General features: G+C 73.9%; 23 protein-coding genes. 20 read left to right on the top strand and 3 right to left on the bottom strand.

Going from position 1 to position 24,365, the window contains the following annotated elements; all coding sequences use genetic code 11:
• Positions 1 to 45: 45 nt before the first annotated feature.
• From FB455_RS00985 to FB455_RS00995, 3 genes are read right to left on the bottom strand one after another with little or no spacing between them, the layout of a single operon-like run.
• Complete coding sequence (locus FB455_RS00985; protein WP_377648918.1) at positions 46 to 723, bottom strand: TVP38/TMEM64 family protein; 678 nt, start codon at positions 721 to 723, stop codon at positions 46 to 48.
• A 29-nt stretch (positions 724 to 752) separates the two neighbouring features.
• On the bottom strand, positions 753 to 1,475 hold the full coding sequence (locus tag FB455_RS00990) for a type 1 glutamine amidotransferase (RefSeq protein ID WP_091331119.1): 723 nt from the start codon (positions 1,473 to 1,475) through the stop codon (positions 753 to 755).
• The gene (locus FB455_RS00995; protein WP_145752134.1) at positions 1,465 to 2,712 is read right to left on the bottom strand and encodes a MurT ligase domain-containing protein; all 1,248 of its coding nucleotides are present in this window, start codon (positions 2,710 to 2,712) and stop codon (positions 1,465 to 1,467) included. Before FB455_RS00995 ends, FB455_RS00990 begins: the two co-directional genes overlap by 11 nt.
• A 355-nt stretch (positions 2,713 to 3,067) precedes the next feature.
• Here FB455_RS00995 and mraZ point away from each other — a divergent pair, with 355 nt between their 5' ends.
• From mraZ to FB455_RS01095, 20 genes are all read left to right on the top strand, one after another.
• On the top strand, positions 3,068 to 3,499 hold the full coding sequence (gene mraZ / locus FB455_RS01000; RefSeq protein ID WP_013287610.1) for a division/cell wall cluster transcriptional repressor MraZ: 432 nt from the start codon (positions 3,068 to 3,070) through the stop codon (positions 3,497 to 3,499).
• A 204-nt stretch (positions 3,500 to 3,703) separates the two neighbouring features.
• Positions 3,704 to 4,813, top strand: coding sequence for a 16S rRNA (cytosine(1402)-N(4))-methyltransferase RsmH (gene rsmH, locus FB455_RS01005; protein WP_030271908.1), 1,110 nt, complete (start codon positions 3,704 to 3,706; stop codon positions 4,811 to 4,813).
• Entirely contained in the window at positions 4,810 to 5,391 is a 582-nt protein-coding gene (ftsL, locus tag FB455_RS01010; protein WP_013287608.1) for a cell division protein FtsL, read from the top strand. Before rsmH ends, ftsL begins: the two co-directional genes overlap by 4 nt.
• Before the next feature lie 3 nt (positions 5,392 to 5,394).
• On the top strand, positions 5,395 to 7,608 hold the full coding sequence (locus tag FB455_RS01015) for a peptidoglycan D,D-transpeptidase FtsI family protein (protein WP_071098318.1): 2,214 nt from the start codon (positions 5,395 to 5,397) through the stop codon (positions 7,606 to 7,608).
• A 52-nt stretch (positions 7,609 to 7,660) separates the two neighbouring features.
• Positions 7,661 to 9,223: a UDP-N-acetylmuramoyl-L-alanyl-D-glutamate--2,6-diaminopimelate ligase gene (locus tag FB455_RS01020; RefSeq protein ID WP_186466363.1), complete on the top strand. Its 1,563-nt coding sequence runs from the start codon at positions 7,661 to 7,663 to the stop codon at positions 9,221 to 9,223.
• Positions 9,220 to 10,629, top strand: coding sequence for a UDP-N-acetylmuramoyl-tripeptide--D-alanyl-D-alanine ligase (locus FB455_RS01025; RefSeq protein ID WP_145751817.1), 1,410 nt, complete (start codon positions 9,220 to 9,222; stop codon positions 10,627 to 10,629). The genes FB455_RS01020 and FB455_RS01025 overlap by 4 nt, the downstream gene beginning before the upstream one ends.
• Positions 10,626 to 11,753, top strand: a complete 1,128-nt coding sequence (gene mraY, locus FB455_RS01030; protein WP_013287604.1) for a phospho-N-acetylmuramoyl-pentapeptide-transferase — start codon at positions 10,626 to 10,628, stop codon at positions 11,751 to 11,753. Before FB455_RS01025 ends, mraY begins: the two co-directional genes overlap by 4 nt.
• A gap of 152 nt (positions 11,754 to 11,905) precedes the next feature.
• Positions 11,906 to 13,408 (top strand): FtsW/RodA/SpoVE family cell cycle protein, encoded by a 1,503-nt coding sequence (locus FB455_RS01035; RefSeq protein ID WP_013475786.1) that lies wholly within the window; start codon positions 11,906 to 11,908, stop codon positions 13,406 to 13,408.
• Positions 13,408 to 14,514, top strand: a complete 1,107-nt coding sequence (murG, locus tag FB455_RS01040) for an undecaprenyldiphospho-muramoylpentapeptide beta-N-acetylglucosaminyltransferase (protein WP_013475787.1) — start codon at positions 13,408 to 13,410, stop codon at positions 14,512 to 14,514. The genes FB455_RS01035 and murG overlap by 1 nt, the downstream gene beginning before the upstream one ends.
• 31 nt (positions 14,515 to 14,545) lie before the next feature.
• Positions 14,546 to 16,027: a UDP-N-acetylmuramate--L-alanine ligase gene (gene murC / locus FB455_RS01045; RefSeq protein WP_145751820.1), complete on the top strand. Its 1,482-nt coding sequence runs from the start codon at positions 14,546 to 14,548 to the stop codon at positions 16,025 to 16,027.
• Positions 16,024 to 16,842 (top strand): cell division protein FtsQ/DivIB, encoded by an 819-nt coding sequence (locus tag FB455_RS01050; RefSeq protein ID WP_013287600.1) that lies wholly within the window; start codon positions 16,024 to 16,026, stop codon positions 16,840 to 16,842. The genes murC and FB455_RS01050 overlap by 4 nt, the downstream gene beginning before the upstream one ends.
• 246 nt (positions 16,843 to 17,088) lie before the next feature.
• Positions 17,089 to 18,204 carry a cell division protein FtsZ gene (gene ftsZ / locus FB455_RS01055; protein WP_013287599.1) on the top strand — a complete coding sequence of 372 codons (1,116 nt, stop codon included), beginning with the start codon at positions 17,089 to 17,091 and terminating at the stop codon, positions 18,202 to 18,204.
• 9 nt (positions 18,205 to 18,213) lie between these two features.
• Complete coding sequence (locus FB455_RS01060; protein ID WP_013287598.1) at positions 18,214 to 18,960, top strand: YggS family pyridoxal phosphate-dependent enzyme; 747 nt, start codon at positions 18,214 to 18,216, stop codon at positions 18,958 to 18,960.
• Between the two features lie 193 nt (positions 18,961 to 19,153).
• Complete coding sequence (locus FB455_RS01065; RefSeq protein ID WP_145751822.1) at positions 19,154 to 19,855, top strand: cell division protein SepF; 702 nt, start codon at positions 19,154 to 19,156, stop codon at positions 19,853 to 19,855.
• 28 nt (positions 19,856 to 19,883) lie between these two features.
• Positions 19,884 to 20,189 carry a YggT family protein gene (locus tag FB455_RS01070; protein ID WP_013287596.1) on the top strand — a complete coding sequence of 102 codons (306 nt, stop codon included), beginning with the start codon at positions 19,884 to 19,886 and terminating at the stop codon, positions 20,187 to 20,189.
• Between the two features lie 41 nt (positions 20,190 to 20,230).
• Positions 20,231 to 21,034 (top strand): DivIVA domain-containing protein, encoded by an 804-nt coding sequence (locus FB455_RS01075; protein ID WP_013287595.1) that lies wholly within the window; start codon positions 20,231 to 20,233, stop codon positions 21,032 to 21,034.
• Between the two features lie 72 nt (positions 21,035 to 21,106).
• A complete protein-coding gene (locus FB455_RS01080) occupies positions 21,107 to 21,865 on the top strand; it encodes a hypothetical protein (RefSeq protein ID WP_145751824.1) in 759 nt (252 codons plus the stop codon).
• A gap of 2 nt (positions 21,866 to 21,867) precedes the next feature.
• A complete protein-coding gene (locus FB455_RS01085; protein ID WP_013287593.1) occupies positions 21,868 to 22,173 on the top strand; it encodes a DUF167 domain-containing protein in 306 nt (101 codons plus the stop codon).
• A 22-nt stretch (positions 22,174 to 22,195) separates the two neighbouring features.
• Positions 22,196 to 23,701, top strand: coding sequence for a potassium/proton antiporter (locus FB455_RS01090; protein WP_013287592.1), 1,506 nt, complete (start codon positions 22,196 to 22,198; stop codon positions 23,699 to 23,701).
• 224 nt (positions 23,702 to 23,925) lie between these two features.
• Positions 23,926 to 24,345, top strand: coding sequence for a TraR/DksA family transcriptional regulator (locus tag FB455_RS01095; RefSeq protein ID WP_013287591.1), 420 nt, complete (start codon positions 23,926 to 23,928; stop codon positions 24,343 to 24,345).
• Positions 24,346 to 24,365 lie beyond the last annotated feature (20 nt).

The raw sequence follows: 24,365 nt of genomic DNA on the forward strand, positions 1-24,365 counted from the left end.
GCCCGCAGGTGGGCGTGTCCACTTCGGGGACACGCCCACCGACGGTCAGGGCGCGCGACGCCGTCGTTCGGCCCGCCACCAGCGGTGGATGATCAGCACGCTGGCGATCAGGCCGAGGCTCGCAGGCGCGGCCGCGTACCAGTTGATCGAACCGGGCGTGGTCACGGCCGCGCCGATCGCCGCGTAGCCGATGGCGGTGGGCGCGGAGGCGATCACGCTGCCGGCCAGGAACGGCATGACCCGGGCCGCGGTGGTGCCGTAGCCGTAGCTGACCAGCCCGAACCCGGCGATCGGCAGCAGCCGTACGGTGACCACGCCGAAGACGCTCTGCCGGGCGAACCAGCCGTCGAGGCGGGCCAGCCGGCCGCGTACCCGCTCGGCGACGAAGTCGCGGCCGAGCACCCGGCCGACCGTGAAGCCGATGGCCGCCGCGAGCAGCGCCGCGCCGAGCGCGTACGCGGCGCCCTGCACCGGCCCGAAGATCGCGCCCGCGGCCAGCGTGACGAACGTGCGGGGCACCAGCGCCACCAGCAGCAGCGCGCCGCCGACCACAGCCGCGGGCGGCCCGTAGCCACCCAGCGAGTCGGCGAGCCGGGGCAGGTCGGCCGGGTCCGGCCGGGGCACCAGCAGCAGCGTCACGCCGAACCCGGCGAGCAGCAGCAGGAGCAGCCCGAACCGGCGCGCCGAGGGCTGCCGCAGCAACCCGGCGAGCCGGCGGGCCACCGGTCGCCGCCCCGGCCGGGCGGCGTCGGTCACGGCCTCGGTGCGGCGGCCACCGCGGCGCGGCGCTCGGAGCGGAGGCGGTCGGCCCAGGTGTCGTCGAGCGGGGGGAGCTGGTGGATGCCGGTCGCCCAGCGCAGCAGCAGGTCGGCCAGGTCGGGGTTGCGCGCCAGCGCCGGGCCGTGCGAGTAGGTGCCGAGCAGCTTGCCCCGCCACGCGCCCTCGGTGGCCCCGTCGTTGCCGACCCCGGTGGTGACCCGGGCCAGCGGGGACACGCCCGGACCGAGGTGGGTGCGGCCGCCGTGGTTCTCGAACCCGGACAGGTGCGGGATGCCGAGCCGCGGGTCGACCTCGCCGGCCAGCTCGCCCACCGCCCGGGTGGGTCCGCGGTCGGAGGAGAGGTCGAGCAGCTCCAGCCCGGCGCACCGGGTGCCCTTGGCGAAGAACGAGGTGCCGAGAAGCTGGTAGCCGGCGCAGACGCCGAACACCACCGAACCCTGGGCCACCGCCCGGTGCAGGCCGCCGTCGGCGATCAGACGCTGGGCGCCGAGCGCCTGCGGGCCGTCCTCGCCGCCGCCGAGCAGGTAGATGTCGGCGGTGGCGGGCAGCCGCTGGTCGGAGCGGACCTCGAGCACCTCGACCGGCATGCCGCGCAGCTGGGCCCGGCGGGCCAGGATCAGCGCGTTGCCCCGGTCGCCGTATGTGGACAGCAGGTCGGGATAGATCCAGACGATGCGCAGGCTCTCAGTTGACACGGTCCAGCTCCGCTCGGATGTCCTGGAAGGCGGTGTAGTTGGCGATGGCCTCCAGCCGGCCCGGTGGCACGGCGCGGACGGCCTCGTCGAAGCTGCGGACGTGCTGGAACGGCACGCCGTTGACCTCCAGTCGCACCGCCAGGTCGTACGCCCGGTCGCCGGTGATCAGCACCTGCCGGCCGGTCAGCGGGGAGAAGTCCACGTCGAACAGCCACGAGGTGTCCAGCCCGTCGGGGTCACGGGCGTTGATGGACAGCAGTGTCGGCGCGACGTCGGCCATGTCGAACGCCTCCAGCCAGCTCGCCGGGTTCTTCGCCAGCAGCAGCCGGATGTTGCGCCCGTCGCGGTCCACCTGGGCGTAGCGGCCGGCCACCGAGGTGACGGTGCCGAGCCGGGAAACCGCGTCCACCGGGCGTACGCCGAACTCGGCGGCGACGGCCAGCGCGGTGGCCGCGTTGCCGAGGTTGACCTTGCCGGGGAGCTGGAGCTGGATCTTGTGCCAGGCGCCGGTGGGGTCGAGCACGCCGTCGTCCTCGACCGTCCAGTGCGGCTCGGGGCGACGCAGCGGGCAGCCGGTGCACCACCACTGCTCGCCGGAGCGCTGGATGGTGGAGCCGCACTCGGGGCAGACCCAGGAGTCGTCGTGCCAGCGCTGCCCGGCGCTGAACCAGGTGACGTGCGGCGGCACGTGGCCCTGGGCCGGGTCGGCCGGCGGGCAGGCGGCCCACACCACCATCGGGTCGTCGGCGTTGGCGACCACCCGTACCCGCGGGTGCCGGACCAGGGCGGCGCGCCAGAGCTGCGCCATCATGGCGACCTCCTTGGCGCGGTCGAGCTGGTCGCGGGAGAGGTTGAGCAGCGCCACCACGTGCGGCTCGGTCGCCTCCAGCACCTGGGCGAGGTAGTGCTCGTCCACCTCCAGCACCGCGTACGGCGTGCTGCCGGCCTTTGCGAGCGCCGAGGTGTGGCCGGTGGGCATGTTCGCGCCGAAGGAGTTGGTGGCGACCCGGCCCAGCACGCCGACCGCGGCGGTGGTGAGCCGGGTGGTGGTGGTCTTGCCGTTGGTGCCGGACACCAGGGCGATGGCGCGCCCGGCCGAGAGATGGGCGAGCAGGTCCGGGTCGATCTTGAGGCCGATCCAGCCGCCGATCACCGAGCCGTCGCCACGGCCCGCGGCCCGCGACAGCGCCGCGGCGGTGCGCGACACGGAGCTGGCCACCTTTGCCCGCAAGGGCATCTTCGCGTCCGTCACCCGAGCGAGGTTACCGGACCGCCACCTCCACCAGATCGCCGCCGACGGCGAACCGTTCGGCCGGGGACGGCCCGGCGGACGGGCGGAGCGCGCGGGGCCGGACGGCGGCGGTCGATGTCGGGTAGCGGACGGTGTGGGGCGCGCCCCACCCCCTCCACTCCGCCCCACCCGCGTTGACGTGCGGTTTTGCGCGCGGAAACGCCACGCCGCGCGGGCGATTCTGGTTGCAGGTGGAGGGAAGTGGAGTAGAGTGGGGCGCGATGGTGAGGCCGGGAGGGCCACACCGGCCCGGGGGGTCAGCGGCGCCGCGAACGCCGCTCAGGGCGAGGGGGTTGGGCCGATGTTCCTCGGCACCCACACTCCGCGCCTGGACGACAAAGGCCGGTTGATCCTGCCGGCGAAGTTCCGGGACGAACTGGCGGGGGGTGTCGTGATCACCAAAGGGCAGGAGCGCTGCCTCTACGTCTTCCCGATGCCCGAGTTCCAGCGGATCGCCGACCAGTTGCGCGCGCAGCCGATGACGAGCAAGGCGGCCCGGGCCTACAGCCGGGTCTTCTTCGCCAGCGCGCACGACGAGGTGCCGGACAAGCAGGGGCGGGTCACCATACCCGGCCACCTGCGGTCGTACGCGGCACTGGACCGGGATCTGGTCGTGATCGGAGCGAGCACCCGGGTGGAGATCTGGGACAAGGCGGCCTGGGAGGCCTACCTCGCGGAGAGCGAAGACGACTTCGCCGACATCGAGGAGGGGGTGCTGCCCGGCGGTCTGTAGGGCGTGACGGCGCCCGACGTACTGCGAGATCTCCAGCCGCTTTCGAGTTCCTGGCACCCCTTCCCCGGTGCCAGGCGCACGATCCGACACGGAGGGCCGCGGCCTCCGGCGGGCGGGAGCGGATGGGGATCTGGCGGTATGGCGAGGCGTCGTGGCGACGACGGACACGTGACGGAACGGTTGGCGAACGGGGTGGGGGTCGAGATGGGGGAGCTACGCGGCACGCACGTGCCGGTGCTGCTCGAGCGGTGTCTCGAGCTGCTGGCCCCCGCACTGGGCCGGCCCGGTCGCACCGTCCACGTCGACGCCACGCTCGGCCTGGCCGGGCACGCCGAGGCAGTGCTCTCGGCGCATCCGGACACGGTGCTGATCGGCCTGGACCGGGACACCGAGGCGCTCGCCCACGCGCGGGTCCGCCTGGCCCGGTTCGCCGACCGGATCCACCTGGAGCACGCCGTCTACGACGAGCTGCCCGAGGTGCTCGATCGGCTCGGTTACCCGGCGATCGACGGGGTGCTGTTCGACCTCGGCGTCTCGTCCCTGCAACTCGACGCGCCCGACCGCGGGTTCGCGTACGCGCAGGACGCGCCGCTGGACATGCGGATGGACCAGACCCGGGGGGTGACCGCCGAAGAGGTGGTCAACACGTACTCCCACCCGGACCTGGCCCGCCTGCTGCGGGTGTACGGCGAGGAGAAGTTCGCCGGGAAGATCGCCTCGGCGATCATCCGGGAACGGGAGCGCAACCGGATCACGTCCTCGGCCCGGCTGGCCGAGCTGGTCCGGGACGCCATTCCGGCACCGGCCCGACGAACCGGTGGACACCCGGCAAAGAGAACGTTTCAGGCTTTGCGGATCGAGGTAAACAGAGAACTGGCAGCGCTGGAGACGGCGCTGCCGGCTGCTCTGGACAAGCTCACAGTGGGCGGCCGCATGGTGGTCCTGTCCTACCACTCGCTGGAGGACCGGCTCACCAAGCAGGCGCTCGCCGACCGGGTCCGCAGTAAGGGCCCGGTCGACCTCCCGGTCGAACTGCCCGGGTCGGGCCCGACGTTCCGGCTGTTGAGCCGGGGCGCCGAGCTGCCCGGGGAGGCGGAGGTGGCCGCGAACCCGCGTGCCGCCTCGGTGCGGCTGCGGGCCGCGGAACGGCTCGACCCGGAGGCGGCCCGGCAGGGGCGTACCGACCGCGAACGGTACCGCCGCCGGGTGAAGGCGATGCACCAACCGGGGACGGGGTCACCGGGGTCCGGCAAGGACCCGCGGTCGGCCCCGGGGGACGCGAACGGGACGGACGAGGAGGGGGAGGGGACATGAACGTCGAGAAGCGCGACGGCCGGGGAGCCGTCGGGCAGCGCGCACCGCGGTCGGGGGGCCGGACCGCGGCGCAGCGCACCACGCGGGACACGACGGCGACCGACCGCCGGGAGGCAACTCGCGCCCGGGGGGCGCGCGAGTTCCCGACGCAGGGCAGTGCCGCCCTGCGGCCGGCCGAGCGTACCCGGGTCACCGGTGCGCCCGCGCCGCGCCTGCGGGTCGCCCCGCCGGCGCCGATCCGGGTGCCCCGGGCACCGTTCGTCGCGCTGATCCTGGTGCTGGTGGTCGGCGGGGTGCTGGGCATCCTGGCGGTCAACACCAAGATCAACGAGAACGCGTTCAAGCTGGAGAAGCTCCAGCAGCAGCAGGCCAAGCTGGACGTGGACGAGCAGGAGCTGAAGAAGGAGATCGCCAAGCAGGAGGCGCCCGGCAACCTGACCGCCAACGCCCGGCGGCTCGGCCTCGTCGAGTCCGAGGACCCGGCCTACATCCGGCTGCCGGACGGGCAGACCATCGGGGTGCCGCACCCCGCGCAGGGTGCCCCGTCGGTCACCAGCCAGCAGGGCAACGGAGGCTGAGCGATGCCGCCGAGATCGGATGATCCGCGCCGGGACGCCACGGGCTCCCGGCGCGGATCGTCGCGGGGGTCGGAGCCGCGCGAGCCGGGCCTCGGCGGGATCTCCGACGCCCGCGCGTACACGCCGCGCGGGCGGACCGTGCGCGAGGGCGGCGGCGCGGAGCAACGGCGTACCCCCCGCAGCAACCGGTCCGGCGACCCGTTCCGGCCCGCGTTGCAGGTGCTCGACGGCGGCCGGGCGGGGCGGGCCGGCACGCGCGAGCCCGCGACCGACGGCGCCCGGTCCGGCCGCCGGTCCACCGCCGCGGGCGGCCGGGCCGGCGTGGTGCGGACCGTCTCGTCCCGGCCGGTGCGGGAACCGTTCGACGACGACGACGAGGACGCGCCGCCGCGCCGCCGGTCCCAGCCGCGCCGCCCGGCCGCGCAGCCCCGCCGGCCGGTACGCAAGCCGCGCCGGCCGCCGCGACTCGGCGACCCGCGCCGGCGGCTGCGGCTCGGCACGGTGCTGGCGCTGGCGTTGTTCGCCAGCATCGGCGTGCGGCTGGTCTACCTCCAGACCGTGGACACCCCGGCGTACGCCGACGGCGGCCTGCCCAACCGGCTCGCCGTGGTCGAGCTGCCGGCCCCGCGCGGGGCGATCCTCGACCGCGGCGGCGAGCCGCTGGCGCACAGCGTCGAGGCCCGGTACGTGTTCGCCGACCCCACCCGGGTCAAGGACCGGTTCGCCACCGCGCGCCTGCTCTCCCCGCTGCTCGGCGTGCCCGTGTCCGACCTGGCCGAGAAGATGCGCAAGCGCACCCTGCCCGGGACCGACACCCCGTTGCAGTTCGTCTACCTGGCCCGCGGTGTGGAGATCGGCACCGCCAAGCGGATCATGGAACTCGACCTGGCCGGCATCAACGTGCACCGCGACGAGCGGCGCGAGGTGCCCGGCGGCGACCTGGCGGCGAACCTGATCGGCTTCGTCAGCCAGGACATGAACGGCCTGGAGGGGCTGGAGGCCAAGTACGACGACGTGCTGCGCGGACAGGCCGGCAAGCGGACCTACGAGGTGGGCCTCGGAGACCTGGCCGCGCCCATCCCCGGCGGCTACAGTCGCACCACCCAGCCGCAGCCGGGCAGCTCGCTGAAGCTCACCGTCGACCGGGACCTCCAGTTCATGACGCAGCGGATCCTGGCGAAGCAGACGGCCAAGGTGAAGGGCAGCGTCGGCGCCGCGGTGATCATCGAGGTGCCGAGCGGTGAGGTGCTGGCGCAGGCCAGCCAGCCGACGTACGACGCGGCCAACCCCACCAAGGTCGGTTCCCCGGCCGACCGGGACGACGCGGCCACCACGTTCGTGGTCGACCCCGGCTCGATCCACAAGGCGATCACGTACGGCGCGGCTCTCCAGGAGGGCGTGATCACGCCGGACACCGCGTTCCCGGTCGCCGACACGATCGTCCGGGGCGGCGTCACCTTCCGCGACACCCACCCGGTCGGCGGCCGCACCATGAGCATCCCCGGCATGCTCGCCTTCTCGTCGAACGTCGGCACCATCGAGATCGCCGAGAAGCTGGGCAAGGACCGGCTGTTCGATTACCAGAAGCGGTTCGGGCTGGGCCAGGCCACCGGTGAGGGCATGCCCGGCGAGGCGGCCGGCCGGCTGCTGCCGCCGGACCAGTGGAGCGGCTCGGCGTACGGGTCGGTGCCGATCGGGCACAGCGTGGACGCCACGCCGCTGCAGATGGCCGCTGCGTACGCCACCATCGCCAACAACGGCACGTACGTGCAGCCGCACCTGGTCAAGGAGACCATCGGCGCGGACGGCGAGCGCAGCCCCGCCGCGGCGCCCACCACCCGCTCGGTGCTCAGCCCGGCCAACGCGGCGGCGCTGCGCCGGATGATGGAGGCGGTCACCACGGTCGACGGCCCGGACGGCCGGGCGACCGGTCTGGCCGCCGCCGTACCCGGATACCGGGTGGCCGGCAAGACCGGCACCGGTCTGCGCTACGACGGCGGCAAACAGCAGCCCGGCGAGGTCGGCTCGTTCATCGGCATGGCCCCGGCGGAGAACCCCCGGTACGTGGTCGCGGTGTTCGTGTGGAGCCCCGGTGGCGGGGGCGGCGCGGTCGCCGCGCCGGCTTTCCGGGAGATGATGGGCTTCACTCTCCGCCACTACCGGGTGCCGCCGTCGCTCACCAACAAGTCCCCGAAGTTCGAGGTCTTTCCGCGCTGAGCGGGGACGGCGGGACATCATCGGTGAGTGGCGACGAACCACCGGGGCGGCTGTGCGGTCGGAACCGGACGACCGGGTAGGGTCTGACGCCGTGCCCGGCAATCCACGTCCCACAACCGTGCGTCCCGTACGGCTCGGCGACCTCGCCGACCGCGTGGCGGCGACCCCGCCGGAGGAGGCCGCCGACCTGGCCGTCACCGGCGTGACCCACGCCAGCCAGGAGGTACGCCCCGGCGACCTGTACGCCGCCCTGCCCGGTGCCCGGCGCCACGGCGCGGAGTTCGCCGCAGCGGCGGCGGAGGCGGGCGCGGTGGCCCTGCTGACCGACCCGGCCGGTGTGGCGCTGGCCGCCGGGACCGGCCTGCCCGTGCTCGTCGTCGCCGACCCGCGCGACGCGCTCGGCGAGGTGGCCGCGACCGTCTACGGCGACCCGACCGCCGGCCTGACCGTGATCGGGGTGACCGGCACCGCCGGCAAGACCTCCACCAGTTACCTGGTCGAGTCGGGGCTGCGGGCCGCCGGGCACGTCACCGGGCTGATCGGCACCGTGGAGACCCGCCTCGGCGACCTGGTGATCGACAGCGTCCGGACCACCCCGGAGGCCACCGACCTGCACGCCATGCTCGCGGTGGCCCGCGAGCACGGGGTGGACACGGTGGTCATGGAGGTGTCCAGCCACGCCCTCGCCATGGGCCGGGTCGGCGGCGTCCGGTTCGACGTCGGCGGCTACACCAACTTCGGCTCCGACCACCTGGACTTCCACGCCGACGAGGCGGACTACTTCGCGGCCAAGGCCAAGCTGTTCGACGGCCGCTGCCGGGTCGAGGTGCTCAACCACGACGACCCGGCGCTGCGTCCGCTGCACAAGCCGGGCACCGTCACCTACTCGGCGGCCGGCGACCCGGACGCGACCTGGTGGGCCGACGGGATCGACGGCGAGGGCTACGCGCAGCGCTTCACGCTGCACGGGCCGGACGGTCTGGCGCTGCCCACCGGCGTGGCGCTGCCCGGCCGGCACAACGTGGCGAACGCGCTGCTGGCGGTGGCGCTGCTGGTCGCCGTCGGGGTGGACCCGGAAACCGCGGCGCGCGGCGTGGCCGCCTGCGGTGGCGTGCCCGGCCGGCTGGAACTGGTCAGCGGCGACGCCCCGGTGCGCGGCGTGGTCGACTACGCGCACAAGGCCAACGCGATCGAGGCGGTGCTCACCGCGCTGCGCGGCCTGACCGAAGGCCGGCTGATCTGTGTGCTCGGCGCCGGCGGCGACCGGGACCGGGGCAAGCGGCCGGTGATGGGCGGCGTGGCCGCGCGCGGCGCCGACGTGGTGCTCGTGACCGACGACAACCCGCGGACGGAGGACCCGGCCGCGATCCGGGCCGAGGTGCTCGCCGGCGCGTACGCCGCCGCGACCCCGGCCCGCGTCATCGAGGTGCCCGGGCGGCGGGCGGCGATCGAGGAGGCGGTCCGGGTGGCCGAACCGGGTGACGTGGTGGCGGTGCTGGGCAAGGGCCAGGAACGCGGCCAGGAGATCGGCGGCGAGGTGCTGCCGTTCGACGACCGGGTGGAGCTGGCGGCGGCGCTGCGCGCCCGCTTCGGTGACCTGGTGGGTCAGCGGTGATCCCGCTGACGCTGGCCGAGGTGGCCGCCGCTGTCGACGGCCGGCTCGTCGGCGCCGACCCGGACGCCCGGGTCACCGGCACCGTGGAGTTCGACTCCCGCAAGGTGAACCGGGGCGGGCTGTTCGTCGCCTTCCCCGGCGAACGGGTGGACGGCCACGACTACGCGGCCGGCGCGATCTCCGCCGGCGCTGTCGCGGTGCTCGGCACCCGGGAGGTGCCGGGCGTGCCGATGGTGCTCGTCGGCGACGCGCTCGACGCGATGGGTCGGCTCGCCCGCGCGGTGGTGGACCGGCTGCCCGGACTGACGGTGATCGGGCTGACCGGCTCGTCCGGCAAGACCACCACCAAGGACCTGATCGCCCAGCTCGCGGTCCGGCTCGGCCCGACGGTGGCGCCGCCCGGCTCGTTCAACAACGAGCTGGGGCACCCGTACACGGCATTGCAGGCCACGCCGGAGACCCGCTACCTGGTGATGGAGAAGGGCGCCCGCGGGGTCGGGCACGTCCGCTACCTGTGCGACGTGGTGCCGCCGCGGATCTCCGTGGTGCTCAACGTGGGCGTGGCGCACCTGGGCGAGTTCGGCTCGGTGGAGACCATCGCGCTGGCCAAGGGCGAACTGGTCGAGGCGCTGCCCGACGATGGGCTGGCGGTGCTCAACGCCGACGACCCGCGGGTCGACGCGATGGCGTCGCGTACCCGGGCCCGGGTGGTCCGCTACGGCGAGTCGGAGCGCGCCGACGTGCGCGCCGTGGACGTGACAGTCGACGGCCGGGGACGGCCCTCGTACACCCTCGTCACCCCGGAGGGCAGCGCGCCCGTGCGGCTCGGGCTGACCGGCCGGCACCAGGTCTCCAACTCACTCGCCGCCGCGGCGGTCGGCCGGGAGCTGGGCCTGCCGCTGCCGGACCTGGCGGCGGCGCTGAACGAGCTGGGCCTGGTCTCGACCCGGCGGATGGACGTCTTCGAGCGTCCCGACGGGGTGACCGTGATCGACGACTCGTACAACGCCAACCCCGCCTCCACCGGCGTGGCGCTGCGGGCGTTGGCCAGCATGCGTGGCGAGGGGCGTACCGTCGCGGTGCTCGGCTACATGGCCGAGCTGGGTGACTTCGAACTTCAGGGGCATCAGCAGGTCGGCCGGCTCGCGGCCGAACTGGGAGTGGACCGGCTGCTCGTGGTGGGCGAGCCGGCGGCGCCGATCCACGAGGGCGCGACAGCGGTAGGTAATTGGGGAGGAGAGTCGGTGCTGCTCACCGATCAGGCGGCGGCCGTCGAGGTGCTGCGGAGCGAGCTGCGTCCGGGAGACGTGGTGCTGGTGAAGGGCTCCCGGTACCGGACCTGGGAGGTGGCCGACGCGCTGCGCGCGGACGCCCGGGAGGGTGCGACGGAGGGCGGCGCCGCATGAGGGCGGTCATCGTCGCCATCGGGGTCGCGTTCCTGATCTCGCTGTTCGGCACCCCGATCGCGATCAAGGTGTTCGCCCGGCTCAAGGCCGGCCAGCCGATCCGATCGAACCTCGGGCTCGCCAGCAACGAGGGCAAGAAGGGCACGCCGACCATGGGCGGCGTGGTCTTCATCCTGGCCACAGTCATCGCGTACGTGGCCGGGCACCTGGCTCTGACCACGCTGCCGGACGCGCAGATCGCCCAGGTCGAGCCGACCATCACGGCGCTGGTGCTGCTGGGGCTGATGGTGTTCTCCGGCGCGGTCGGCTTCATCGACGACTTCCTGAAGGTGCGCAAGCGCCACAGCGGCGGTCTCAACAAGCGGGGCAAGCTGGCCGGGCAGATCCTGGTCGGCGCGGTCTTCGGCGCGGTGGCGGTCTACTTCCCGTCCAGCATGACCGACGCCGGCGGCAACGCGACGAACACCGAGACCGTGGGCAGCACCACGCTGAGCTTCATCCGGGACATCCCGGCGCTGGAGATCGGCAAGATCGGCGCGGTGATCGTCATCATCATGGTGGTCATGGCGGCCACCAACGGCGTCAACCTCACCGACGGCCTGGACGGCCTGGCCACCGGCGCCTCGGTGATGGTGCTGGCGGCGTACGCGCTGATCGCGTTCTGGCAGTACCGGCACTGGTGCGCCGACCCGAACTACACCGAGTCGTACTGCTACACCGTGCGCGACCCGCTGGAGATCGCGTTGATCGCCGGCGCGGCGGCCGGCGCCTGCGTGGGCTTCCTGTGGTGGAACACGTCACCGGCGCGGATCTTCATGGGCGACACCGGCGCGCTCGGGCTGGGCGGCCTGATCGCCGGCATGGCGATGTCCACCCGCACCATCCTGCTGCTGCCGATCCTGGGCGGCCTCTTCGTGATCATCACGATGTCCGTGGTCATCCAGATCATCTCCTTCCGTACCACCGGCAAGCGCGTGTTCCGGATGTCGCCGTTGCAGCACCACTTCGAGCTGGCGGGCTGGAGCGAGGTCAACATCGTGGTCCGGTTCTGGATCATCGCCGGTATCGGCGTGGCCATCGCGCTGGGCCTGTTCTACAGCGAGTTCCTCGCCGCGGTCAGCTGACGCCTCGGGTGTAAGGAAGGGCCCCTTATTAACAGACGTCTGTTAATAAGGGGCCCTTCCTTCAGATCCGACACGCCGACCGGGCGGTTGCGCCACGGGCGGGCGGGTCGAGCGGCCATGATGGGCCTGTGGGGGAGGGACGAGACATCCAGGTGACCAGCGACCCGCCGGCCCGCCGTGCCCCGGCGGCGACGCCACCGGCCGACCCGCCCGCGGCGCGCTGGGATCCGGCCGGTGGCCTGGCCGCGCTGCGCGGCCTGCTGGCCCGGCCGCTGGCCTCGTACTACCTGCTGCTGTCCAGCGCCGGCCTGCTGCTGCTGATCGGCCTCACCATGGTCTTCTCCGCCACGAGCGTGAAGGACTTCGCCGAGGGCGGTGACGCGTCCGCGTCGCTGACCAAGCAGGCCGTGTTCGCGGTGATCGGCATCGGCGCGTTCTGGGCCTGCCAGCGGCTGCCCGCGCGCACGTTCCGGGCGGTGAGCCGCCCGGCGCTCGGCGTGGCGGTGGCGCTGCTGCTCACGCTCAACCTGTTCGTCGCGCTGAACTCGCTGTTCGGGGTGACGTCGATCGGGCCGCTGCGGGCCGAACTCCTCTCGCTCTCCCTGGGCCCGATCTCGCTGCAACCGGTCGAGGTGGCGAAGTTCGCGCTGGTGCTGTGGGCGGCGCACGTACTGGCCCGCAAGGGCGCCGCGCTGGGCTGGTGGAAGGAACTGGCGACACCGCTGTTCCCGGTGGTGGGCCTGCTGTTCGTGCTGGTCGGCTTCAACGACCTGGGCAGCATGCTCTGCCTGCTGGCGCTCGTGGTCGGGCTGCTCTGGGCGGCCGGCGTGCGGGGCCGGGTCTTCGCCGCGCTCTCCGCGATCGGCCTGGCCGGCATCGGCCTGCTGGTGGCCGCCGCCTCGCTCGGCGCCGGCTCCGGCTCCCGGGACGCGGACAACTACCGGCTCGGCCGTCTCACCATGTGGCTCGACCCGCCGGATCCGAAGACCTGCTTCGAGCAGAAGCTGGACTACTGCTACCAGCTCGTGCAGGCCCGCTACGCGATCGGCAACGGCGGCTGGTTCGGCGTCGGCCTGGGCCAGAGCTCGCTGAAGTGGAACTACCTGCCCGAGGCGCACAACGACTTCATCTTCGCCATCGTCGCCGAGGAACTGGGCGTGGTCGGCTGCACAGTGGTCCTGACGCTGTTCGCCGTGCTCGCGTACACCGGGATGCGGATCGCCCGCCGGGTCGAGGACCCGTTCCGCCGGCTCGCCGCCGCCGGCGTGACCGCCTGGCTGGTCGGCCAGGCCGTCATCAACATCGGTGGCGTCACCGGGCTGCTGCCGCTGACCGGCGTACCGCTGCCGTTCATCTCCGACGGCGGCAGCGCCCTGGTGGTGACGCTCGCCGCGATCGGCATGCTCGCCTCGTTCGCCCGCGCCGAGCCGGACGCGGCGCGAGCGCTGCATGCCCGTCCGCCCGCCCGATGGGTCCGACTAGTGTGGGCCCCGTTGCCGCCGCTTCCCGGCCGGCGCCGCAGACCGGCGCCGCCCCCGGCCGACCGAGGGTCCGTGCCCCGGTCCCGGCAGCGGCGGCAGGACGATCAGGCCGCGCCCCGCGGCGCCCGGTCCGACCGGGCGCGCACCGGCGCGGCGAGCGAGAGGAGACGCTGATGGGTCCGCTGCGTTCGGTGGTGCTCTGCGGAGGGGGTACGGGCGGGCACATCTACCCGCTGCTCGCCTTCGCCGACTGCCTGCGCCGACACGACCCGAGCGTCCGGATCACCTGTCTGGGCACACCCAAGGGGCTGGAGAACGAGCTGATCCCGCCGGCCGGCTACGACCTGCGGCAGATCCCGGCCTACCAGCTTCCCCGGTCGGTCAACATGAGCCTGGTGCGTACCCCGGACCGGATGTGGAAGGCGGCGCGCGCCGCGGGCAAGGTGATCGACGAGGTCCAGGCCGACGCCGTGGTCGGCTTCGGCGGGTACGTCTCGGTGCCCGGTTACCTGGCCGCGTGGCGGCGGGAGCTGCCGATCGTCATCCACGAGGTGAACGTGCCGCCAGGCGTGGCGAACCGGCTCGGGATGAAGTTCACCAAGAACGTCGCGGTGGGCTTCCCGCACCAGCCGGCCCAGGCCGAGGCGCTGCGCGACGCCCGCGTGGTCGGCGTGCCGCTGCGCCGGGGCATCGCCGGGCTGGACCGGGCCGCGCTGCGCGACGCCGCCCGCGCCCACTTCGGACTCCGTCCCGACCTGCCGGTGCTGTTCGTCGCCGGCGGCTCGCAGGGCGCCCGCTCGATCAACCTGGCCGTCTCCGGCGCGGCGAAGGAGCTGGCCCGCAACGGTGTGCAGGTGCTGCACGTCATCGGCGCCCGCAACGAGCCGGTCTCCGTGCCCACCGACCTGCCGGTGCCGTACGTCACGCTGCCGTACCTGTCCGAGATGGAGCTGGGTTACGCCGCCGCCGATCTGATGCTGGCCCGGGGCGGCGCGATGACCTGCGCCGAGGTGGCCGCGATCGGCCTGCCCACCATCTACGTGCCCTACCCGCACAGCAACCAGGAGCAGAAGCGCAACGCGCTGCCGGTGGTGGAGGCGGGCGGCGGTCTGCTGGTCGACGACGCCGAGATGACCCCGGCGTGGCTGGAGCGGACGGTGATCCCGCTGATCCGCGACCCGCAGCGTCTGTACGCGATGGGCGCCGCCGCAGCCGGGTACGGCCGCCGCGACGGCGACGTGGCGTTGCTGAACTTCGTCTACGAGGCGGTGGCCCGCTGATGTGCGGAACCGCGACGGGAAGGTACGTCTGATGAACACCGCGCAGTTCACGCCCGCCGGCACCATGACGGCGGAGGACCTGGGCCGGATCCACCTGATCGGGGTGGGCGGGGTCGGGATGGCCGGGCTGGCCCGGCTCTTCCTCACCCGGGGTCTGCCGGTCTCCGGCAGCGAGCTGCGGGAGTGGCCGTCGCTGGCCGGCCTGCGGGCGCTCGGCGGCACCATTCACTCCAGCCACGAGGCGTCGAACCTCGACGGGGTGGACACGGTGGTCTACTCCTCCGCCATCCCGCAGGACCACCTGGAGATGGTCGAGGCGCGTCGCCGGGGCCTGCGGGTGCTGCACCGCTCCGAGGCGCTCGCCGCCGCGATGACCGGGCGCCGCACGGTGGCGGTGGCCGGCACCCACGGCAAGACGTCCACCACGTCGATGGTCACCATGGTGCTCCAGCAGGCCGGCACCGACCCGTCGTTCGTGATCGGCGGCGAGATCTCCGAGGTGGGCTCGGGCGCGCACCACGGCACCGGCGAGCACTTCGTGGTCGAGGCGGACGAGAGCGACCGCTCCTTCCTCATCTACCGCCCGTTCGTGTCGATCATCACGAACATCGAGGCGGACCACCTCAACACCTACGGCGACCTGGCCACGCTGGAGGCGGCGTTCGCCGAGTTCGCCCGGCTCACCGACCCGGCCGGCTTCGTGATCATCTGCGCCGACGACGCGGGCGGGCGCCGGCTGGCCGAGACGCTGCGCGCTGAGGGCCGCCGGGTCTGGACGTACGGCGAGTCCGCCGACGCGGACCTGCGGATGAGCGAGGTCGTCTCGTCCGCGCACGGGGTGCGCTACCAGGCCGAGGTCGAGGGCCGGCCGCTGGGTGAGATCCGGCTGCCCGTACCGGGCCGACACATGGCGCTCAACAGCGCCGCCGCGGTGCTCGCCGCGTACCTGCTGGACCTGCCGGTGGCCGCGGCGGAGGCCGCGCTCGGCGCGTTCCCCGGCGTGCGGCGCCGCTTCGAGCGCAAGGGCGCGGCGGACGGTGTGCTGGTCTACGACGAGTACGCCTACCACCCGACCTCGATGACGCTGGCGTTGCAGACGCTGCGCGAGGTGGCCGGCGACGGCCGGCTGATCGTGGTGTTCCAGCCGTACCGGCTCTACCGCACCCGCGACAACCAGGCGGAGATCGCCGCCGCGCTCGGCATCGCCGACGAGGTGGTGCTGCTGGAGGTCTTCGGCCCCGGCGAGACGCGCCGTCCCGGCGAGGGTTCGGCCGCGCTGATCCAGGAGGTGCCGCTGCCGGCCGAGCGCAAGGTGTTCGTCGAGGCGTGGGACGACGTGCCGGGCGAGGTGGCCCGGCGGGCGCGGACCGGCGACGTGGTGGTGACGATGGGCGCGCCGCCGATCTCGCTGATGGGTGACCAGTTGCTCGACGCCCTGCTCGCCCGCTCCGCCGGGGGCACGGGGCTCGGCGCCGGCGTCGACCCGGACGGCGCGGCGACCCCCGCCGGATGAGTCCCGGTCCGGCCCGCGGCCGTACCCCCGGACCGGACGGCGGGGCGGGGCGGCGCAGCCCGGCCCGGCGCTGGCAGCTCGTGCGGGCGAACGCGGACGCCGTGCCGCCGTCGACCCGCCGGTTCATGGCCCGGGCCCGGCAACGGCGGATGCGGGCCGCGCTGCCCTGGGCGGTCGCCGCGGCGGTGCTCGCCGTCGCGGGCCTGGTCGCGTGGACGGTGCTGGGCACCGGCCTGTTCGGCGTCCGCGAGGTGCGGGTGGTCGGCGCGCAACTGGTCACCCCGGTGCAGATCCGCGACGCCGCGGCGGTGCCGGACAACGAGCCGCTGGCCCGGGTGGACCTGGACGCGACCGCGCGCAAGGTCGGCACGCTGCCGCCGGTGGCCCGCGCCACTGTGGAGCGCCAGTGGCCGGACACGCTGGTGATCCGGGTGCAGGAGCGCACCGCGGTGGCGGCTGTGCCGCAGGGCGACGGCTTCGTGGTCGTCGACGGCTCGGGTGTGGTCTTCCAGCGACTGGACCGGGCGCCGGACGGGTTGCCGCAGGTCCGGGTCGCCCGGCCCGGCCCCGACGACCCGGGTACGCGGGCCGGGCTGGCGGTGCTCGCCGCGCTGGGGGAGAAGCTGCGCGCGGAGCTGGTCGCGGTGGACGTGGCCGGCCTGGCCCGGATCACGCTGCTGCTGCGCGGCGAGCGTCAGGTCTTCTGGGGCGACGCCTCCCGCGGCACCGACAAGTCGACAGTGGCCACCTCGTTGCTGAGCCGCAAGGCGGACCGGATCGACGTCAGCGCGCCGGACGTGGTCACGTTCGAGTGACCCGTGGCTCAGCGAGCCCGCGCTGTGTCCCCTGTCGCTCGGTCGGCGACACGCCGGAACAGGTCCTTGGCTCCTGGCGCGGCGGCGCATACGTTGCCCCGAAGAGATCAGTGGTTGACATAACTCTAAGCCTCTAGTAGAGGGTGAGAGTTCAGCCGTCGGAGGCCACGGGGGAGTGCTCGACCGCTGATCCGGCCAAGCCGTGTGGGGTCGGCCCATGCCAATCTCGAAGGGAAAGGACCGGAGATGACACCTCCGCACAACTACCTGGCGGTCATCAAGGTCGTCGGCATCGGGGGCGGCGGCGTCAACGCCGTCAACCGGATGATCGAGGTTGGGCTCAAGGGCGTCGAGTTCATCGCGATCAACACCGACGCGCAGGCGTTGCTGATGAGCGACGCCGACGTCAAGCTCGACGTGGGCCGGGAGCTGACCCGGGGACTGGGCGCGGGCGCCAACCCGGACGTCGGCAAGAACGCCGCCGAGGACCACCGCGACGAGATCGAGGAGGTCCTCAAGGGCGCCGACATGGTGTTCGTGACCTGCGGCGAGGGCGGCGGCACCGGCACCGGCGGCGCGCCGGTCGTGGCGAACATCGCCCGCAAGCTCGGTGCGCTCACCATCGGTGTGGTCACCCGGCCGTTCTCGTTCGAGGGCAAGCGCCGGCAGGTCCAGGCCGAGGCGGGCATCGAGGAACTGCGCAACCAGTGCGACACGCTCATCGTGATCCCGAACGACCGGCTGCTCGCGCTCGGCGACCGCAACATCTCCATGATGGACGCGTTCCGCACCGCCGACCAGGTGCTCCTCTCCGGTGTCCAGGGCATCACCGACCTGATCACGACGCCGGGTCTGATCAACCTGGACTTCGCCGACGTGAAGAGCGTGATGAGCGGCGCCGGAAGCGCGCTCATGGGCATCGGCAGCGCGCGGGGCGAGAACCGCGCCGTCGAGGCGGCCGAGGCGGCGATCTCCAGCCCGCTGCTCGAGCAGAGCATGGACGGCGCGCGCGGCGTGCTGCTCTCCATCGCCGGCGGATCGGACCTCGGCCTGTTCGAGATCAACGATGCGGCGCAGCTGGTCACCGACGCGGCCCACCCGGACGCGAACATCATCTTCGGTGCGGTCATCGACGACGCGCTCGGCGACGAGGTGCGGGTCACCGTGATCGCGGCGGGCTTCGACGGGGGCACGCCGGCGTACAAGGCGGTGGAAGCGCCGCGCAAGAGCAACCAGAACCCGCCGGCCCAGCCGAACGCGCCGGTGAGCCCGCCGGCCACCATGCCGGCGCCGCAGCAGCCGTCGCGCCGGGTGCTCTTCGACGACGTCGACGTGCCCGACTTCCTGAAGAACGGATCCTGAGCCGCGCCGATGACGGAGTCACAGACGGCGGTGCGGCCCGAGCGGCGTGCCGAACTCGCGGCCGGCCTGGCCCGGGTCCGGGCCCGCATCGCCGACGCCTGCGCGGCGGCCGGGCGGCAGCGCGACGAGGTCACACTGGTCGCGGTGACCAAGACGTACCCGGCGGCGGACGTGGTCGCGCTGGCCGGGCTCGGCGTGAGCGACGTCGGGGAGAACCGCGACCAGGAGGCGGCGCCGAAGGCGGAGGCGGTGGCCGCCGCCGGGGCCGCGCCGCGCTGGCACTTCATCGGCCAGTTGCAGCGCAACAAGGCCCGCTCGGTGGTCCGGTACGCCGACGTGGTCCAGTCGGTGGACAGCGTCCGGCTGGCCGCCGCGCTGGACGCCGCCGCCGGCGCGGTCCGGGACCGGCCGCTGGACGTGCTGGTGCAGGTGAGCATCGACGGCGACCCGGCCCGGGGCGGGGCGCTGCCGGGCGCGGCCGATCCGCAGCGAGGGCTCGACCCGGTGGCCGCGGCGGTGGCCGGCGCCGACGGTCTGCGGCTGGCGGGCCTGATGGCGGTGGCGCCGCTGGGCTGGGAGCCGGACCGGGCGTTCGCCCGGCTGGCCGAGGTGGCGGCGGCACTGCGGGCCGATCATCCGGACGCGACGGTGCTGTCGGCGGGCATGAGCGGAGACCTGGAGAGCGCGATCGGGCACGGCGCGACACATGTCCGTGTCGGCAGCGCGTTGCTCGGAATGCGCCCTGCGCTGCGGTAGCCTCACCACGACGGAAGCAAATTACATCAGTGTTGTTCAGGACGGCGTTCCCGTAGCCGGGGGCCGTGACGGGCGGACCGCGAACCGCGCGTCAGGGGATTGCCGATCCGGTCCGGTGGGCATGATCGTCCACTCGTGATCAAGCGACACGGCACGGGGGCGCGTGCCGCACGGCGGACGGAAGGGCGCGGGGATGGGTGCACTGCGCAAGGCGGGGGTCTGGCTCGGTCTCGTCGAGGAGGACGACGAGCGGGCGTACGAGGACGGTGGCTACGACAAGGGTGGCTACCGGGAATCGTCGCGCTACCGGTCGAGCCGGTACGCCGAGGAGTTCGCCGACGAGGACGACGACGAGGCCGAGGAGCCGCCGACGACGCGCGGCCGGCTCGGCGACCGGGGCCGGCTGTCCGAGCGCGCCTCCAGCCGCGCGGTCGACGCCGACCGGGCCGAGGCCGAGCGCCCGGAGCGGGCCGAGCGGTCCAGCGTCCGGTCGATCACCCGGTCCTCCGCCGGTGACACCTCGGGCGCGCTGACCTACCACACCCGGGACAACCTCGCGCTCGCGCCGCAGGCCCAGCCGCGGGAGCGGGAGCGCGTGGCGCCGGAGGACGAGCAGCGCTACCAGATCACCACGCTGCACCCGACCACGTACCGCGAGGCGCGGACGATCGGCGAGCACTTCCGCGACGGCGTACCGGTGATCATCAATCTCACCGAGATGGACGAGGCGGACGCCCGCCGGCTCGTCGACTTCGCCGCCGGGCTCGCGTTCGGTCTGCGCGGTACGATCGAGCGCGTGACCAACCGGGTGTTCCTGCTCTCACCGGCCAACGTCCAGGTCACCGCGGAGGACAAGGCCAAGATCGCTGAGGGCGGCTTCTTCAGCCTGAGCTGAGCCGCACGACCGAGGGACGTCGCCTGCCGTGTTGTCGATCCTGTTCCAGGTGCTCTACCTGCTGCTGTACATCTTCCTAATTGTCCTTTTGGCGCGATTTGTTCTCGGGGCGGTGCTGGCCTATGGTCGCCGCTGGCAACCGGGGCGGGGAGCGTCGGCGGGACTGGAAGTCGTGTGGAGCGTCACTGATCCGCCCCTGCGAGCGTTGAGGCGTGTGATCCCGCCACTGCGAATTGGTACCGTGAGCATCGACCTGGCCTCCCTTGTGCTCCTGGTTATCCTGTTCGTGCTGATGGAGTTCGTGTTTAGGCGCCTGATCTTCGCGTTTGCCTGACCAGAGCGCTTTCGCGGCCGCAACTGACCCGAGGAGTTTCGATGCCGCTGACCCCGGCCGACGTTCACAACGTCGCCTTCAAAAAGCCGCCGATCGGCAAGCGGGGGTATGACGAGGAGGAGGTCGACGCCTTCCTGGACGAGGTCGAGCGCGAGCTGGCCCGTCTGATCGAGGAGAACAACGAGCTGCGCGCCCAGGTGGAGCGCGGCGGTCGGGGTGGCGCTCCCGCCGGCCCCGGCGGTGACGCCCGCCTCGCGGCGGAGCTCAACGACGTCAAGGCTCAGCTCGACCGGGTGCAGCGCGACAAGGCGGCCGCCGAGCAGGCGGCCCGCGCGATGCAGGCCGAGCTGGAGCAGGTGCGCACGCAGGGCGGCCCGGCCGGCGTGACCGGTGACGGCGAGCAGCAGGCGCTGCGGGTGCTCATGATGGCCCAGCGCACCGCCGACGACCACGTCTCCGACGCCCGTCGCGAGGCCGACCAGCTGCTCTCCGAGGCCCGTTCGAAGGCCGAGGAGGTCACCCGGGAGGCGCGCGCCAAGGCCGACGCCCTGGAGCGGGACGCCCGCCAGCGGCACCAGGAGGCCATGGGCGGCCTGGACGCCAAGCGCACCGCGCTGCAGAAGCACATCGAGGAGCTCAAGCAGTTCGAGCGCGAGTACCGCACCCGCCTCAAGGCGTACCTGGAGAGCCAGCTGCGTGACCTCGACGGTCGCGGCCAGGGCCTCGAGGTGGAGATGAACCGCGCCGAGGGCACCCGTGCCGCCGGCAGCAACGGTCTCGCCGCGGCCGGTCTCGCCGGCTCCTACGGCGGTGGCCGCGCGGGCTCGCTCGAGTCCGGCCGCTGATCCCGCGTCGGTGGCCGTCCCCGTGACGGCCACCGACCGCCCAGACCGACACGACGCGGCCGGGGGTGAGCCGTGGTAGCCGCCAGCATCCTGCTCATCCTCGTCGCGGTCGTGCTGCTGATCGCCGGCCTCGCCGGCGGATCCAGCCTCCTGCTCATCGTCTCGATCGCGGCCAGCCTGCTGTCCGCCGTCGCCTTCGTCGCGTTCGCCCGCCAGGCCGCCGCGGCGCGGGCCACGGCCGGCCGGGAGACCGGGCCGCGACTGCGGACCGCGCACACCGTCCCGTCCCCGGACGAGCCGGTGAGCCCGGTCCCGCACCACACGTCCACGTTCGGCACCGGCGGATCCGGGTGGCGGCAACCGCCCGGGTCGCCGGTGACCGAACCGGACGACGCCCCGCCGCCGGCCGCGTACTCGCCGCCGGCCGAGCCGTTCGCCGCCGGGCCGCACACGTCGGCGTTCGACGGCGAGCCCGCCGCCGGGCCGTACGCGGCGCCGGATCCGGTGGCCGCGGACGCGGCGCCCTACTCGCCGCCCGGCCCGCGCGTGCCGGAGACCGCACGGCCCACCTCGCCCGCACCGGGCGAGGCGTTCGACGGCGACCCGCCGGCCGAGTTCCTCTCCACCGGTGAGGTCGCCCGGCTGGTCCGGCTGCCCGACGAGGTCCTGGTGGTCGACGGCCATCCCCGCTTCCACCTGCCCGGCTGCCCGCACCTGGTGGGCCGGGAGGACGAACCGCTGCCGGTCGCCGAGGCGGTCGCGCTGGGCTTCACCCCGTGCGCGCACTGCGCCGCCGCCACCACCCTGCTCGCCGAGGCCCGGCCGCGCTGACCATGACGATCGCGGACACACTCACCGTCGCGGTGCGGGTGAAGCCCGGGGCGGCCCGCGCCCGGGTGGGCGGGCGGTTCGACGGGCCGTACGGTCCGGCGCTCGTCGTCGCGGTGCACGCGCCCGCGGTGGACGGCCGCGCCACCGAGGCGGCCCGGCGCGCGCTCGCCGACGCGCTCGGCATCCGGCCGGCGACCGTGTCGCTGCGGTCCGGCGCGGCCAGCCGGGACAAGCTGTTCCTGGTCGAGCGCCCGCACGACGGGCTGCCCGAGGTGCTGCGCCGGCTGCGCGACGGCAGCACGGCGTGAGGTCCGGTCCGGCCGGCCGGCGATGACCCCGGGGCTCGACGTCGCGCTGCTCGTGGGCGCTGCCGTGCTGCTGGTCGCGGTGGGCGCGGTGCGGTTCTCCACCCGGCTCGGCGTACCGAGCCTGCTGGTCTACCTGGCGCTGGGCGTGCTGCTCGGCGAGGCCGGCCTGGGCATCCGGTTCGACGACGTCGAACTGACCCGGGTGCTCGGCTTCTGCGCGCTCATCGTGATCATCGCGGAGGGCGGGCTGACCGCGCGGTGGAGCACGCTGCGGCCGGTGCTGGGCCTGGCCGCGGCGCTGTCCACGGTCGGCGTCGTGGTCAGCATCGTGGTCGTCGGCGTGGTGGTGCACCTGCTGCTCGGCCTGGACTGGCGGCTGTCGCTGCTCTACGGCGCGGTGCTCTCCTCCACCGACGCGGCGGCCGTGTTCGCCACGCTGCGCCGGTTGCGCCTGCCGCCCCGGCTGGTGGCCGCGCTGGAGGCCGAGTCCGGGGTGAACGACGCCCCGGTCGTGCTGCTGGTGCTGCTGCTGTCCCGCGCCGGGGTCGAGGCCGCCCACCCCTGGTGGTACGAGGTGCTGCTGCTCGGCTACGAGCTGAGCGCCGGCGCGGCGGTCGGTGTCGGCGCGGGCCTGGCCGGCCGGTACGCGCTGCGCCGGGCCGCGCTGCCGTCGGCCGGCCTGTACCCGATCGCGGTGGTCGGCTTCACCGTGCTGGCGTACGCGGCCGGCTCGGTGCTGCACGCCTCGGGCTTCCTCGCGGTGTACGTCGCGGGCGTGCTGCTCGGCAACTCGCGGCTGCCGCACCGCCAGGCCATCCTCGGTTTCGCCGACGGGCTGGCCTGGCTGGCCCAGATCGGCCTGTTCGTGCTGCTCGGCCTGCTGGTCTCGCCGAGCCGGCTGGACGCGGCGGTGCTGCCGGCCGTGATCACCGGGCTGGCCCTGCTGCTGCTCGCCCGGCCGCTGTCGGTGGCGGTCTCCGCGCTGCCGTTCCGGGTGAGCCTGCGCGAGCAGCTGTTCCTGTCCTGGGCCGGGCTGCGCGGCGCGGTGCCGGTCGTGCTGGCGACCATCCCGCTGTCGCTGCACGTGCCGGGCGCGGCCCGCCTGTTCGACGCCGTCTTCGTCCTGGTGGTGATCTTCACGTTGCTCCAGGCCGGGACGCTGGCGCCGGCGGCCCGCCGGCTGGGGGTGACCGCGCCGGCCGAGGCGAGCGAGATCCTGCTGGAGACCGCCCCGCTGGAACGGATGCGCGCCGACCTGCTCCAGATGGAGGTGCCGGCCGGGTCGCGGCTGGCCGGGGTGCACGTGGACGAGCTGCGGCTGCCGGTCGGCGCGGCGGTGACGCTCGTGCTGCGCGACGGTGCCGGTTTCGTGCCGGGCGCCGACACCCGGCTCAAGGTCGGGGACAGCCTGCTCATCGTCGCCACCGCGGGCGTACGGGACGAGACCGAGCGGCGGCTGCGGGCGGTGAGCCGCCGGGGCCGGCTGGCGAGGTGGTTCGGGGAGTACGGCGAGGAGCCGGCCCGCTGATCTGCTACCGTTCCTTTTGCCCCGATTGATGGCAGTCCGGGGCGGATACGTGGGACGACGGTGCGGCACGTTGTCGGACGCCTGTACGTTCCGTATTCTTGCCAACCTCCGGAGTGCACGGCGGGCCCGCTCGCCGTGCACCCTTCCGTACGCGGACGACGCCGACGACGGCGTCCCGCCCACGCACCGCTGACCGCCGCGCCACGCGGCTGAGGGAGCTGACGATGGCGAAGCCAGCCGACACCAGGACCGCCGGTCGCAAGCCGGTGGCGAAGGCCACCCGCAGCGCGGCGGAGACCGAGAAGATCCGGGCCGCCCTGGCGGCACGGCGGGACGAGCTCAACGCCGAGTACGATCAGACGCTGAGCGAGATCACCGAGCTGCAGCGCGACCGGCTGACCGACTCGGCCGGGGACGACCAGGCCGACACCGGCACCAAGACGTTCGAGCGGGAGCAGGAGATCTCTCTCGCCAACAGCATCAAGGAACGGATCACGCAGGTCGAGCGCGCGCTGGAGCGCCTCGACGAGGGTGGCTACGGCTGGTGCGAGCGGTGCGGCAACCCGATCCCGGTGGAGCGGCTCGCCGCGTTCCCGTCGGCCACCCTCTGCGTGACGTGCAAGCAGCTGGCGGAGCGGCGCTGATCACCGCTCCCCGGCGGCCG

This window comes from Micromonospora sp. CNZ296 (assembly GCF_007827635.1).

What these genes read in the sequence shown, in the direction of transcription:
- ftsZ (WP_013287599.1), top strand. Translation starts at nt 17,089, where the DNA reads ATGACACCTCCGCACAACTACCTGGCGGTCATCAAGGTCGTCGGCATC.
- FB455_RS01065 (WP_145751822.1), top strand. Translation starts at nt 19,154, where the DNA reads ATGGGTGCACTGCGCAAGGCGGGGGTCTGGCTCGGTCTCGTCGAGGAG.
- mraZ (WP_013287610.1), top strand. Translation starts at nt 3,068, where the DNA reads ATGTTCCTCGGCACCCACACTCCGCGCCTGGACGACAAAGGCCGGTTG.
- FB455_RS01085 (WP_013287593.1), top strand. Translation starts at nt 21,868, where the DNA reads ATGACGATCGCGGACACACTCACCGTCGCGGTGCGGGTGAAGCCCGGG.
- FB455_RS01050 (WP_013287600.1), top strand. Translation starts at nt 16,024, where the DNA reads ATGAGTCCCGGTCCGGCCCGCGGCCGTACCCCCGGACCGGACGGCGGG.
- FB455_RS01015 (WP_071098318.1), top strand. Translation starts at nt 5,395, where the DNA reads ATGCCGCCGAGATCGGATGATCCGCGCCGGGACGCCACGGGCTCCCGG.
- ftsL (WP_013287608.1), top strand. Translation starts at nt 4,810, where the DNA reads ATGAACGTCGAGAAGCGCGACGGCCGGGGAGCCGTCGGGCAGCGCGCA.
- FB455_RS01090 (WP_013287592.1), top strand. Translation starts at nt 22,196, where the DNA reads ATGACCCCGGGGCTCGACGTCGCGCTGCTCGTGGGCGCTGCCGTGCTG.
- murG (WP_013475787.1), top strand. Translation starts at nt 13,408, where the DNA reads ATGGGTCCGCTGCGTTCGGTGGTGCTCTGCGGAGGGGGTACGGGCGGG.
- rsmH (WP_030271908.1), top strand. Translation starts at nt 3,704, where the DNA reads ATGGGGGAGCTACGCGGCACGCACGTGCCGGTGCTGCTCGAGCGGTGT.
- FB455_RS01075 (WP_013287595.1), top strand. Translation starts at nt 20,231, where the DNA reads ATGCCGCTGACCCCGGCCGACGTTCACAACGTCGCCTTCAAAAAGCCG.
- FB455_RS01060 (WP_013287598.1), top strand. Translation starts at nt 18,214, where the DNA reads ATGACGGAGTCACAGACGGCGGTGCGGCCCGAGCGGCGTGCCGAACTC.
- FB455_RS00995 (WP_145752134.1), bottom strand. Translation starts at nt 2,712, where the DNA reads ATGCCCTTGCGGGCAAAGGTGGCCAGCTCCGTGTCGCGCACCGCCGCG.
- murC (WP_145751820.1), top strand. Translation starts at nt 14,546, where the DNA reads ATGAACACCGCGCAGTTCACGCCCGCCGGCACCATGACGGCGGAGGAC.
- mraY (WP_013287604.1), top strand. Translation starts at nt 10,626, where the DNA reads ATGAGGGCGGTCATCGTCGCCATCGGGGTCGCGTTCCTGATCTCGCTG.
- FB455_RS01095 (WP_013287591.1), top strand. Translation starts at nt 23,926, where the DNA reads ATGGCGAAGCCAGCCGACACCAGGACCGCCGGTCGCAAGCCGGTGGCG.